Source organism: Amycolatopsis sp. CA-230715, assembly GCF_018736145.1.
In the GTDB taxonomy this organism is placed as follows: domain Bacteria; phylum Actinomycetota; class Actinomycetes; order Mycobacteriales; family Pseudonocardiaceae; genus Amycolatopsis.
Map to the genome: position 1 here is coordinate 8,333,496 of NZ_CP059997.1, position 12,180 is coordinate 8,345,675.

13 protein-coding genes are annotated in these 12,180 nt (G+C 70.6%); 9 read left to right on the top strand and 4 right to left on the bottom strand.

Annotated features, from left to right (window positions below):
• The first annotated feature begins 1 nt into the window (after position 1).
• The 5 genes from HUW46_RS39275 to HUW46_RS39295 all read left to right on the top strand — a co-directional run bounded on the left by HUW46_RS39275 (position 2) and on the right by HUW46_RS39295 (position 5,862).
• Positions 2-988: a gluconeogenesis factor YvcK family protein gene (locus tag HUW46_RS39275; protein WP_215550390.1), complete on the top strand. Its 987-nt coding sequence runs from the start codon at positions 2-4 to the stop codon at positions 986-988.
• Positions 989-1,144: 156 nt separating this feature from the next.
• The gene (gene whiA / locus HUW46_RS39280) at positions 1,145-2,134 is read left to right on the top strand and encodes a DNA-binding protein WhiA (RefSeq protein ID WP_215543751.1); all 990 of its coding nucleotides are present in this window, start codon (positions 1,145-1,147) and stop codon (positions 2,132-2,134) included.
• 193 nt (positions 2,135-2,327) lie between these two features.
• The gene (gene murJ / locus HUW46_RS39285; protein ID WP_215550392.1) at positions 2,328-4,121 is read left to right on the top strand and encodes a murein biosynthesis integral membrane protein MurJ; all 1,794 of its coding nucleotides are present in this window, start codon (positions 2,328-2,330) and stop codon (positions 4,119-4,121) included.
• 164 nt (positions 4,122-4,285) lie between these two features.
• The gene (locus HUW46_RS39290) at positions 4,286-5,269 is read left to right on the top strand and encodes a glucosyl-3-phosphoglycerate synthase (RefSeq protein ID WP_215550393.1); all 984 of its coding nucleotides are present in this window, start codon (positions 4,286-4,288) and stop codon (positions 5,267-5,269) included.
• Between the two features lie 41 nt (positions 5,270-5,310).
• Positions 5,311-5,862, top strand: coding sequence for a GNAT family N-acetyltransferase (locus tag HUW46_RS39295; RefSeq protein WP_215543752.1), 552 nt, complete (start codon positions 5,311-5,313; stop codon positions 5,860-5,862).
• Here HUW46_RS39295 and HUW46_RS39300 read toward each other — a convergent pair.
• Together HUW46_RS39300 and HUW46_RS39305 are read right to left on the bottom strand one after the other, a co-directional pair.
• Positions 5,855-6,814, bottom strand: a complete 960-nt coding sequence (locus HUW46_RS39300; RefSeq protein ID WP_215543753.1) for a zinc-binding dehydrogenase — start codon at positions 6,812-6,814, stop codon at positions 5,855-5,857. The two genes, HUW46_RS39295 and HUW46_RS39300, sit on opposite strands and share 8 nt — an antisense overlap.
• A gap of 21 nt (positions 6,815-6,835) precedes the next feature.
• A complete protein-coding gene (locus tag HUW46_RS39305; RefSeq protein WP_215543754.1) occupies positions 6,836-7,723 on the bottom strand; it encodes a sterol desaturase family protein in 888 nt (295 codons plus the stop codon).
• Between the two features lie 88 nt (positions 7,724-7,811).
• Here HUW46_RS39305 and HUW46_RS39310 point away from each other — a divergent pair, with 88 nt between their 5' ends.
• Genes HUW46_RS39310 through map form a run of 4 tightly spaced genes read left to right on the top strand, consistent with a single transcriptional unit; the run spans position 7,812 to position 10,544 of the window.
• On the top strand, positions 7,812-8,420 hold the full coding sequence (locus HUW46_RS39310; protein ID WP_215543755.1) for a TetR/AcrR family transcriptional regulator: 609 nt from the start codon (positions 7,812-7,814) through the stop codon (positions 8,418-8,420).
• Positions 8,421-8,463: 43 nt separating this feature from the next.
• Positions 8,464-9,327, top strand: a complete 864-nt coding sequence (locus HUW46_RS39315; protein ID WP_215543756.1) for a HipA family kinase — start codon at positions 8,464-8,466, stop codon at positions 9,325-9,327.
• Positions 9,324-9,719 (top strand): DUF3037 domain-containing protein, encoded by a 396-nt coding sequence (locus tag HUW46_RS39320; protein ID WP_254125385.1) that lies wholly within the window; start codon positions 9,324-9,326, stop codon positions 9,717-9,719. The genes HUW46_RS39315 and HUW46_RS39320 overlap by 4 nt, the downstream gene beginning before the upstream one ends.
• A 51-nt stretch (positions 9,720-9,770) precedes the next feature.
• Positions 9,771-10,544, top strand: coding sequence for a type I methionyl aminopeptidase (map, locus tag HUW46_RS39325; RefSeq protein ID WP_215543758.1), 774 nt, complete (start codon positions 9,771-9,773; stop codon positions 10,542-10,544).
• Here map and HUW46_RS39330 read toward each other — a convergent pair.
• Positions 10,525-11,469: a prenyltransferase gene (locus HUW46_RS39330; protein ID WP_215543759.1), complete on the bottom strand. Its 945-nt coding sequence runs from the start codon at positions 11,467-11,469 to the stop codon at positions 10,525-10,527. The two genes, map and HUW46_RS39330, sit on opposite strands and share 20 nt — an antisense overlap.
• Positions 11,466-12,179 carry a class I SAM-dependent methyltransferase gene (locus HUW46_RS39335; protein WP_215543760.1) on the bottom strand — a complete coding sequence of 238 codons (714 nt, stop codon included), beginning with the start codon at positions 12,177-12,179 and terminating at the stop codon, positions 11,466-11,468. Before HUW46_RS39335 ends, HUW46_RS39330 begins: the two co-directional genes overlap by 4 nt.
• Position 12,180 lies beyond the last annotated feature (1 nt).

Consider the following 12,180-nt stretch of genomic DNA (forward strand, 5'->3'; position numbering starts at 1 on the left):
CGTGCGCGCGGTCGCGCTCGGCGGCGGCCACGGGCTGCACGCGACGCTCACCGCGTTGCGGCGCCTGACCGACGAGGTGACCGCGGTGGTCACGGTCGCCGACGACGGCGGTTCCTCCGGTCGGTTGCGCCGCGAACTGGGCCTGCTGCCGCCGGGTGATCTCCGGCAGGCGCTGGCCGCGCTGGCCGCGGCCGAGGACGGCGGCACCTTCTGGGCTGAGGTCTTTCAGCACCGGTTCGGCGGCGAGGGCGCGCTCGCCGGGCACGCGGTGGGCAATCTGCTGCTGGCCGGTCTGTTCGAGGTGCTCGGCGACCCGGTGGCCGCGCTCGACGAGGCGCGCAGGCTGCTCGGGGTGTCCGGCCGCGTGCTGCCGATGTCACCCGAACCGTTGGAAATCGTGGCCGAGGTGACCGGGCTCGACGGCGATCTCGCCACCGGCGCGGTCCGCCGGATCCGCGGCCAGGTCGCGGTGGCCTCCACCCCGGGGCAGGTCCAACGGATCACGGTGGACACCGCGCGGCACTCCACGGACCCTCCGCGCGCCTGCGCGGAGGCCGTCGACGCGGTGCTCGGCGCCGACGTGGTGTTCCTCGGCCCTGGTTCGTGGTTCACCAGCGTGCTGCCGCACCTGCTGGTGCCCGAGCTGCACGATGCCTTGGTGCGCACCGAAGCCACGAAGATCGTGATCCTCAACCTCGTCCCTCAACCGGGGGAGACTGCCGGGTTTTCGCCGGAGCGCCATCTGGACGTTCTGCTCCAGCACGCGCCGGAGCTGAAGGTCGACGCGGTGATCGCGGATCGGGAATCGGTGCCGGTCCCGGCGAGGCTGCGCGACGCGGCGGCCGCGCTCGGCGCCCGCGCGCACCTGGCCGACGTGGCGAAGCCGACCGCGCCGAGCCAGCACGATCCGGATGCGCTCGCGCGCTGTGTGCGAGAGGCTCTCGGTCTTGGCGAGCGCGGTGACCGGGGCCCGGAGGCGCGGCCTTAAGCTCGCCAAGGGAGCATATGGAGCCACCTCGCGTGGCTTCGCGGGTCTTCGGGCCTGCGATAAGGACATTCAACGAGCTTTGACTAGCGATGCCACGGCCACGGCGCGCGCAGGGGCGCGCCCGGCCGAACGGTGGGAGAGGGTGAGGAGCGGCGTATGGCGATGACCGCCGAGGTGAAGGACGAGCTGAGTCGTCTGGAGATCACCAAGATCGGCCCGCGCCGGGCCGAGGTGGCCTCGATGCTCCGCTTCGCGGGCGGGCTGCACATCGTCGGCGGCCGCGTGGTGGTGGAGGCCGAACTGGACACCGGCTCGGTCGCGCGGCGCCTGCGCAAGGAGATCCACGACCTCTACGGCCACCATTCGGACGTGCACGTGCTGTCTTCGAGCGGGCTGCGCAAGGGCACCCGTTACGTGGTGCGCGTGGTGAAGGACGGCGAGGGGCTCGCCAGGCAGACCGGGCTCATCGACCAGCGCGGCCGCCCGGTGCGCGGGCTGCCCGCCGCGGTCGTGTCGGGCGGGATCGCCGACGCCGAAGCCGCGTGGCGCGGTGCCTTCCTCGCGCACGGGTCGCTGACCGAGCCGGGCCGGTCGTCGTCGCTGGAGGTGACCTGCCCCGGTCCCGAGGCCGCGCTGGCGCTCGTCGGCGCCGCGCGCAGGCTCGGCATCCAGGCGAAGTCGCGCGAGGTGCGCGGGGCGGATCGCGTGGTGGTGCGCGACGGTGACGCGATCGGCGCGCTGCTCACCAGGCTCGGCGCGCACAAGAGCGTGCTGAACTGGGAAGAGCGCCGCATGCGCCGCGAGGTGCGCGCGACCGCGAACCGGCTGGCCAACTTCGACGACGCGAACCTGCGCCGGTCCGCCCGCGCGGCCGTCGCCGCGGCCGCCCGCGTCGAACGGGCGATGGACATCCTCGGCGACTCCGCGCCGGACCATCTCCTGATGGCGGGCAAGCTGCGCCTGTCGAACCGGCAGGCCTCGCTGGAGGAACTGGGCCAGCTCGCCGATCCGCCGATGACGAAGGACGCGGTGGCTGGCCGGATCCGCCGCCTGCTCGCGATGGCCGACAAGAAGGCCAAGGAGCAGAACATCCCGGACACCGAGTCCGCGGTCACCCCCGAAATGCTCGAAGAGGAAGACGCCTGACGCTTCTCTGACCGCGGTCGGCTTGCGGCGGTGCTGCCCCGCACTAGGGGGTAGTGCGTGCTGACTACGATGGGTCCGAGTCGGCGCCGAGGATGGGACACGCTTGTCGGACCGAAAGCCGGAACTGGCTGAGCACCCCACGCTGCCCTTTTCCCCGGCCCCGCAATGGCCTCGTGAGTCCGATCTGGACGCGATGCCGTTCGGTGCGCCGCCGCTGCGGCCCGACGACCCGGACGCGACGGTGTTCCTGCCCCGTGTCGGCGGGTTGCCGACCAGCCCGCGCTGGCCGGTGGCCGATCCGGACGCGTTGCGGCCGTACGAAAGCCTCGCCACCCGGATGCTGCCGAGGGTGCAGGCGCCAGCCCCGGCACCCGAAACGACCGCGGCACCGGCCGCGCCGTCGTTGGCGAAGTCCAGTGCCACCATGGCGATCGCGTCGCTGGCCAGCCGGGTCACCGGGTTCTTCTGGAAGGCCATGCTGGTGTGGGCGATCGGCACCGGGGCGGTGAACGACTCGTTCACCATCGCCAACACGATGCCGAACATCCTCTTCGAACTGCTCTTCGGCGGCGTGCTGACCAGCGTCGTGGTGCCGCTGCTGGTGCGCGCGCAGGACGATCCCGACAGCGGCGAGGCCTACACGCAGCGGATGCTGACGGTCGGGCTGGTGATCCTGCTGGCGGGCACGGTCGTCGCGGTGCTCGCGGCGCCCGCGTTCACCTCGCTGTACATCCCCGAGGGCAGCCGCGCCAATTCCGAGCTGACCACCGCGTTCGCGCGACTGCTCCTGCCGGAGATCTTCTTCTACGGCGGATTCGCGCTGCTGTCGGCGATCCTCAACGCGAAGAACCTGTTCGGGCAGGTGGCCTGGGCACCGGTGGCGAACAACGCGGTGGTCATCGCGACGCTCGCGGTGTTCATGGTGATGCCGGGGCAGATCAGCCTCGACCCGGTGCGCATGGGGGAGCCGAAGCTGCTGGTGCTGGGGATCGGGGTGACCGCGGGCATCGCGGTGCAGGCCGGGATGCTGGTGCCCGCGGTGCTGCGCTCGGGATTCCGGTTCCGGTGGCGCTGGGGCCTCGACGCCAGGATGAAGGAGTTCGGCGGCCTGGCGCTGTGGGTCCTCGGCTACGTCGTGGCGAGCCAGATCGCGGTCACCGTCACCACGCGCGTGCTCACCACCGGCGATCCGGGCGGGGTCACGGTCTACTCCAACGCCTGGCTGCTGTTCCAGTTGCCGTACGGCGTGATCGGCGTGTCACTGCTGACCGCGATCATGCCGAGGCTGAGCCGCAACGCCGCCGACGGAGACACCCGCAAGGTGGTCGCGGACCTGTCCTACGGTTCGCGGATCGCGACGGTGCTGCTGGTCCCGATCGCCGCGGTGCTGACCGTGATCGGCGTACCGGTGGGCATCGCGGTGTTCCACGGCGGCGCGAACTCCGTCGAGGACGCCACCCGGCTCGGGCAGGCGCTCGCCGTGTCCGCGTTCGGCCTGCTGCCCTACGCGCTGGTGATGCTCCAGCTCCGGGTGTTCTACGCGATGAAGGACGCGCGGACGCCGACCCTGATCATGGTCGTGATGACCGTGGTGAAGGTGCCGCTGCTGTACCTGTGCCCGGTCCTGCTCGACAGCCGTCAGGTGGTGCTCGGGGTGATGCTGATCAATTCGCTGGTCTTCGTCATCGGGGCGATCGTCGGCCAGGTCTGGCTCTGGGTGAGCCTGGGACACCTGCGCAGCAAGCGGGCGCTCGGGATCATCCTGTGGTCGGTCGCGGCGAGCACGCTGGGGGTGCTGGTGGCGGTGCTCGCCGGGCTGCTCCTTCCCGGAACCGACGGGCGGATCATGGCCGTGGTCAAGGTGATCGTGCAGAGCGCGACCGGGTTGGGCGTCGCGTTCGGAGTGCTCTACGCGCTCCGGATCGAAGAACTGACACCGGCGACGAAACGGCTTTCTCGGTTGTTCGGCCGCGCGAAACAAGCGTAGGTGCGTGTAGCGGTGGTTTCCGGTTTTCCCCCGGTACGGCCGAACTCGTAACGCGGTGGTTTCACCTTCGCACCGGTCCTCGAAACGCGCGGCGCCCACGCTCGGCAGGGTCCGATCGCCCGTCGAGGGAAGGTGATCTCGTGCGCGTAGCCGACGAGTTGAAGATGGCCCCCGAAGTCGACGCCTGGCTCGTGCGGCGCAGCAGCCGCGCCGCAGACTGGCCCGCGGCGTCTTTGGTGGCGGCGAAGCGGGGGCGGCGGATCAGCGTGGTGCTCCCCGCCCGCGACGAGGAGGAAACGGTCGGCGCGATCGTCGGTGCCATCCGTCGCGACTTGATGGAGGAGTTGCCCGTCGTCGACGAACTCGTGGTGGTCGATTCCCGTTCCACGGACCGGACGGCGGCCGTCGCGGCCGGTGCGGGCGCCAGCGTCGTCGCGCAGGACGCCGTGCTGCCCGCGCTGGCACGGCTCGACGGCAAGGGGGACGCGCTGTGGAAGAGGCTTGCCGCGACGACGGGTGACTTCGTCGTGTTCGTCGACGCCGATCTGCGCGACTTCACCACCGCGTACGTGACCGGGCTGCTCGGTCCGCTGCTCGCCGACGACGAAATCGGCTATGTGAAAGGCTTTTACCACCGGCCGCTCGCTGGCGCCGAGAACACCGACGCCGACGGCGGGGGACGGGTGACGGAACTCGTCGCCAGGCCGCTGCTGAACCTGTACTGGCCGGAGCTGGCCGGGATGGTCCAGCCGCTCGCGGGTGAGTACGCGGGCAGGCGCGAGCTGCTGGAGTCGATCCCGTTCGTCGCGGGCTACGGCGTCGAGATCGGGCACCTGATCGATCTCGCCGAGGCGCACGGCATCGAGGTGCTCGCCCAGGTCGATCTCGGCCACCGGAAGCACCGGCACCAGAGCACGCAGGCGCTCGGGCGGATGTCGGGGCAGATCGTGCAAACCGTGTTCGAGCGCCTCGAACGCCACGGCGGGCTCGTTCCGGTGCGGCGCCGGGCGAACGTGCTGGCGCAGTTCCGCCGCGCGCACGGCGCGGGGGAGCACGGCGTCGAGCGCGAACTGCTCCTGACCGATCTGAGCCATCGCGAACGCCCGCCCCTGCGCGATCTGCGGACGCGCCTGCGCGAGAGCGCCTAAACCGGTTGCCCGCATCGTCGCCGCGGTGCTTGGCTTCGCGCATGACTTCGGTGTGGTGCGGAAAACTGGTGCGGTTGCGGGGAATCGAGCCGGAGGACTGGCAGGCGTTCCAACGGTTCGACGAGCACTCCGCGCACATGCGCGATGTCGACCGCATCCATCCGCCGCGGTCGGCGGCGGGGTACCGCGCATGGGCTGCGGAGCGCTCGGTCGCGGAAAGCGGGGCGCGCCCGGACGAGGTGCAGCTCGCGATCGAATCGCTCGCCGGTGGTCTCCCGGTCGGCTCATTGTCCACAATGGATACCGACCCGCACGCGGGCCGGTTCTCGTACGGAATCGGGATCGGCGCCGAACACCAGCGCCTCGGCTATGCGAGCGAAGCGATCACGATCCTGCTCCGCTACTTCTTCGACGAGCGCAGGTACCACAAGTGCGAGATCGGCGTCCACGCGGGGAACACCGCGTCGCTGGCGCTCCATGAAAAGCTCGGCTTCCTGGTGGAAGGCAGGCTGCGCGACCACGAGTTCTACCAGGGCGGGTACCACGACCTGGTCCTGATGGGTCTGACGAGCGCGGAGTTCGCGCTCAGTTGACGCGGAGGACGACCTTGCCCGTGAGATCGGGCGCATCGAGGCGGGCGGCGGCCCGCTCGGCGTCGGCGAGGTCGAACACCGAGTCCACCACCGCGCGCACCCGGTGCCGTTCGACCAGGTCGGGGAGGAGTGCCCGCACCCGCGCCACCAGGTCGTGCAGTTCGGCCGCGGACCTGCCGCGGAACGTGGTGCCGATCAGCCGGACGCGGTGCGCGGCGAGCACTTCGAGGTCGATGGTGCTGTTCCTGCCCGCCAGCCGTCCTATTTGGACGATACGGGCGCCGGGGGCGGCCAGTGCGACGAGGTCCGCCAGCGTGGTGCCGCCGAGGTGGTCGAGTGCTACGTCGACGGTCCCTGCCGCGACATCGTCCACAAGGGACGGTGTAACCGCATCGGCGCCGAGCTCGCGCAACAGCGGTGCCTTCGCCGCAGAGCGAGTGGTGGCGACGACCGAGCCGGCGCCGAGCGCGCGGGCCAGTTGCACACCGACGAGCCCGACTCCGCTCGACGCCCCGGTGATCACCACGCGCTCGCCGTCGCGGAGTTCCGCGGTGGCCAGCGCGTCGAACTCGGTGAGCAGTGCGCTGGGCAGGCCCGCCGCGCCGGTCCAGTCCAAACCGTCGGGAACGCCGAGCAGCAGGCGGTGGTCGACGGCGACGAGTTCGGCGCAGGCGCCGCCGGTCTGGGCCATCACCCGGTCGCCCTCGCGGACACCGGTGACATCCGGCCCGACCGCGACCACGCGACCGGCCATCTCGAAGCCGACGCGGTCGAGCGGCACGGCCCAGTCCGCGCCGGTGGGGACGTAATCCCCGCTGCGCATCAGCAGGTCCGCGCGGTTGAGCCCGGCGGCGGCGACCGCTATGACCACATCGGACGGTCCGGCCACCGGGTCCGCGACCTCCTTGCGAACCCAGGCCGGATCGTCGCCGTGGCGTACTAGCGCGTGCATGGCACGATCATCGCGCGTGCGTCAGGCAGTCCCGGCACCGGTCAGTTCCTCGGCGGGCGCTGCCTTCGGCTGCCATCCCGGCGGGCCGAGCACGTAGCCGATCCGGTCGCGCCAGCACGTGGCGGAACGCAGATCCCGCAGGATCGAGCCGTATTCGTGGAAGCCGACCTTCACCAGGTTGTAGGTGCCGATGTTCTTGGTGAGCCCGTAGGTCGGGCGGTGCGCCTCCGGGACGAAACTCGAGAACATCCGGTCCCAGATGATCAGGATCCCGCCGTAGTTCGCGTCGAGGTACTCCGCGTCGCTGCCGTGGTGCACGCGGTGGTGCGACGGGGTGTTGAACACGAACTCGAACCACCGCGGCAGCTTCCCGATCTTCTCGGTGTGCACGAAGAACTGGTACACGAGGTCGATCGAGAGGCCGGTCAGGATCATCCACGGCGGAATGCCCGCGAGCGCCAGCACCGACCAGAACGGCAGCTGGAAGTACGGGGTCCACTTCTGCCGCAGCGCGGTGGAGAAGTTGTAGTGCTCGCTCGAATGGTGCACCTGGTGCCCCGCCCACAGCAGCCGGACGCGGTGGCTCGCCCGGTGGTAGGCGTAGAACACCACCTCCTGCCCGAGCAGCATGATCACCCACGTCCACCAGTCGCGCGGGTCCCACCGCACCGGCGCGATCTGGTAGAGCGCGGCGAACACCACCAGCATCAGCAGGCGGAACAGGGCGTTCACCACGAGCGCGCCCGCGCCCATCGCGATGCTCGTCCTGGTGTCCTTCGCGCTGTAGCCCACCACGTCGTCGTCATGGCCGAGCACGTGTACCGCGACCACCTCGATCGCGATGAACAGCAGGAACACCGGCGTGGCCAGCAATACCGGATCGCGGAGGTGTTCGAGGAAACCGGACATCACACGCACCTACCTATATCTGCCTCAAGAAAGCTGACTTCCAGGTAACTTACCGCAGGGTCATTTACCTGAGGGTAAGATAAGCCGGGTGACGGAAGCAAGGGTCGCCGGGACGAAAGGTGTCCCGCGCGAAGAACGCGAGGCGCAGATCATCGGCGCCGGTACCAGGGAGTTCGGGCGCGCCGGGTACGCGGGCGCGTCCATGGTCGAGATCGCCAGGCAGGTCGGGGTCACGAAACCCTTGCTGTACCAGTACTTCGGCTCGAAGGACGGGCTGTACCTCGCCTGTCTGCACCGGTCTGGCGACAAGCTGACCGAGGCCGTCGCGGAGGCGATGGCCTCCGGTGGTGCGCCGGAGCGGATGCCGCTCGCGGTGCTCGGCGCGATCTTCACGGCCTTCGATCGGGACCGGTACGCCTGGAAGCTCCTTCGCGACGAGACGCTCCCGAAGGTGGGCGAGATCGGTGCGGCGGCGGAGGATTACCGCTCGCGGCTGGACGCGTTCGCCGAGATCGGCGCGACCGAGCTGATGCACTCGCGGGGGTTGACCGCGCGCAAGGACATCGAGGCGATCGCGTTCGTCTGGACCGGGGTCGTCGACTCCCTGATCACCTGGTGGATCGAGCAGCCGGAGGAAACCGCCGAGGAGATGGTGGCGCGCTGCGCCCGGATCATGGAGAAGCTGTTCGGCTGGTGAAAACCCGATCGAGTATTCAAATACAGGTCTGTATCTTGACGGTGTGAGCATCGAACCCGTGCCCCGCGTCCAGGTGACGCGCTACGTCACCGCCTTCCGCGAAGGCGGTTCCTTGCCCGGTCTCATGGAGGCCGACGACCTCGGCACCTACGTGGTCAAGTTCCACGGTGCCGGGCAGGGGCGCAAGGTGCTCGTGGCGGAGGTCGTCTGCGCCGAACTGGCGAGGGTGATGGGGTTCGCGGTGCCGAGGCTGGTCGCCGCCGGGCTCGACGTGGCGCTCGCGGCCGCCGAACCGGATCCCGAGATCCAGGAGCTGCTGCGGGCCAGCGGCGGGGTGAACCTCGGCGTCGACTACCTGCCCGGCTCGCTCGACTACGACCCGCGCGCCTTTCCGGTCGACCGCGGTTTCGCGGCGCGCGTGCTCTGGTTCGACGCGTTCACCCAGAACGTCGACCGGTCCTGGCGCAACCCGAACATGTTGTGGTGGCACGGAAACGCGTACCTCATCGACCACGGCGCCGCGCTGACATTCCACCACAACTGGTCCTCAGTGGACGCGGGTGTCGCGCGTCCCTACGCTGCGGAGGACCACGTGTTGCTCCCCGCCGTGGTGGAACCGTCCGAAATGGACTCCGCAGACGCCGAGCTTTCGTCAGTGGTAAGCGAAGGCGTGCTTCGGGACGCGCTCGCGGCGGTGCCGGACGAGTGGCTCGAAGACGAACCGGGGTTCGCTTCCGCGGACGAACTGCGCGCCGCCTACGTGGCCCGGCTCGCGGCGAGGCTCGACGCCAGACCACAATGGATACCGCCACTGCGGGAGTCGGTGCGCACGGCCGTGCCCCGCGACGAGCGGACGCCGGCGAAGCGCGCGCTGCCGTCGTGGCTCGCCGAAGGGGGCAGGTCGTGACGCGGGAGCCGCAGCGCTACGAATACGCGCTCCTGCAGGTGATGCCGAGGCCGGAGCGCGGCGAGCTGGTCAACGCCGGGCTGCTGCTCTACTGCCGCCCGCTCCGCTCGCTCGTGGCACGGGTGCACTTCGATCGCGCTCGCGTGCGCGCGCTGGACCCCGGTGCCGATCTCGACGCGATCGAGACCTCGGTGAAGCTGGTGGCCGCCATCTGCGCGGGCGACCCGGACGCGGGTCCCGCCGCGGCGGAGGAGATCGGGCGGCGGTTCCGCTGGCTGACCGCGCCGCGCAGCACGGTGGTCAGGGCGGGGCCGGTGCACTCCGGGTTCACCGCTTCCCCGGACGCCGAAGCCGATCGGCTGCTGGCGCTGCTCGTCCTGCCGCCCGGCTGAGCGGACGACGCCACCGTGTACGGTATTATCATACCGATACGGAGGGATCGCATGATCGAGCTGAAGTCGTGGGCGGAAATCGACCGGATGCGGGTCACCGGCGAGTTCGTCGCGCAGGTGCTGCACGAGCTGGCCGAGCGCGCCGAGCCCGGGGTGAACCTGCTCGATCTGGAGCAGCACGCCAGGAAGATGATCCGCGAGCGCGGGGCGGAATCCTGCTACTGGGACTACGCGCCGTCGTTCGGGAAGGGCCCGTTCCGCAACGTCGTCTGCCTGTCCGTCAACGACGCGGTCCTGCACGGGCTCCCGTTCGACTACACCCTGCGCGACGGTGACGTGCTGACCATGGACCTCGCGGTCGTCGTCGACGGCTGGGCGGCGGATTCCGCGCGGACGGTCATCGTCGGCACCGCGGCGGCGGAGGAGGACGTGCGGCTCGTCCGCGCGACCGAGGAGGCGCTCGACGCCGCGATCGCGGCAGCGGTACCGGGTAACCGCCTCGGTGACGTTTCCGCCGCGATCGGCGCCGTCGCACGGGATCGCGGGTATCCGGTCAACACCGAGTTCGGCGGGCACGGCATCGGCAGGACGATGCACGAGGACCCGCACGTGTCGAACACGGGCCGCGCAGGCCGCGGCCTCACCTTGAAACCGGGGCTGACGCTCGCGCTCGAACCGTGGTTCGCGCGCACCACCGACCGGATCGTGTTCGATCCCGACGGCTGGACGATCCGCTCGGCCGACGGGTCGCGCACCGCGCATTCCGAGCACACGGTCGCGATCACCGAAGACGGTCCGCTGGTGCTCACCCCGCACCCCGGCTGAGTTCCCCGAACACGGCCGTTGTGGCGGGATCGCCGTCCACCGCGGCCCACGCGAGCAGCACCGCGCCCGCCGTCCAGGTCGTGCGTTCGAGCGGCCACAGATCGTCGTTCTCGAACTGGTAGCCGGTCCAGTACGAGCCGTCGTCGTGGCGGAGGCGGTCGAGCGTGCGGAGCAGTTCGCGGGCGCGGTTACGGTCACCCCGCGTGGCGAGAACCAGTGCCAGTTCGGCGGTTTCGCCCCCGGTCACCCACGGCTGTGTGTGCTCGCAGCGCACGCCGAGCCCTGGCACCACGAACTCGTCCCACCGCGGGGCCAGCCGAGCGCGCGCACCGCACAGCACGGGGTAGTACCAGTCCATCGCGTGCGGTTTCGGCTCGAACGCCTCCGGCCTGCCGGTGATCGCGTCGAGCACGCGCTCGCGTGCACGCCGCCAGCCCGGTTTCGCGTGCCCCAGCTCGTCGGCGAGGGCGAGGCCGTTCGCGAGCGCGTGCGCGATGCTGCAGTTGCCCGCGAGCAGCGCCTTGCCGTCGTCGCCGAGCCGCCACGGGAACTCGCCGCCGTCGCGCTGGTGACCGGTGACGAAGTCGAGCGCGCCTTCGACCGCGCGCCACCAGCGACCGGCCGCTCGGGTGTCTCCTGTGGACAGTCCGAAGTGGCGGACGCCGACCGCGAGGTAGGCCGTGAAGTTCAGGTCTCGCGCGGTATCGGTGACCATTCCGTCGCGATACCCGGCGTACCAGGAGCCGTCGGCGTTCTGCGTGCGCGCCAGCCAGTCGTAGGCGGCACGGGCCTCTTCGTGGTGCCCGGCGGCGGCAAGGCCCATCGCGGCTTCGCCGTGGTTCCACGGGTCGGCGTGCCTGCCCGGCTCCCACGGGATCGCCCCGTCCGCCCGTTGCACGGCGGCGATGAACCCGGCCGTGCTCACGCGTCCGCCGCCGGTTTGCGGGCGTAGACGACGAAGCTCTTGCCCAGCACGGGATCCAGCGCCCGTTCCGCGAGCCGCACCGGGCGCGGCCCGCGCAGGATGTCCCAGCACAGGAACTCGTGGTACTTCCGCGCCACCGGATGGTCCTCGCCGAACGCGCAGTGCAACCACCAGTACGGCGAATGCAGCGCGTGCGCGTGGTGCGTCGCGACCGGGAGCAGCCCGGCGGCGCGGACCAGGCCCAGCAGGGCGTGACGGCGGTAGATGCGCACGTGCCCGCCTTCGACCTCGTGGTAGGCGTCCGACAGTGCCCAGCACACTTTTTCGGGCCACCAGCGGGGCACCGTGATCGCCATCAGCCCGCCCGGTTCGAGCACGCGGACCGCTTCGGCGAGCACCGCGCTGTCGTCGGGGATGTGTTCGAGCACCTCGGCGAGAACCACCCGGTCGAAGGAGCCGTCGGGGAAGGGGAGCGCGGTGCCGTCCGCGCGGATCGCCAGCGCGGAGGCGGCTTCCGGGGCTTCGCCCGCTTCGGCGATGGCGAGGAAGAAGTCCCTGACGTGCTTGACCGCCGCGTCGTCGAGATCGGCCGCGACCACGTCCGAGCCCGCCTTGTACGCGGCGAAGGCGTGCCTGCCGTCACCGCACCCGAGGTCGAGCAGCCGGTTGCCTGCCGAGACCGGGAACTGTCCGAAGTCGACGGTCAGCACG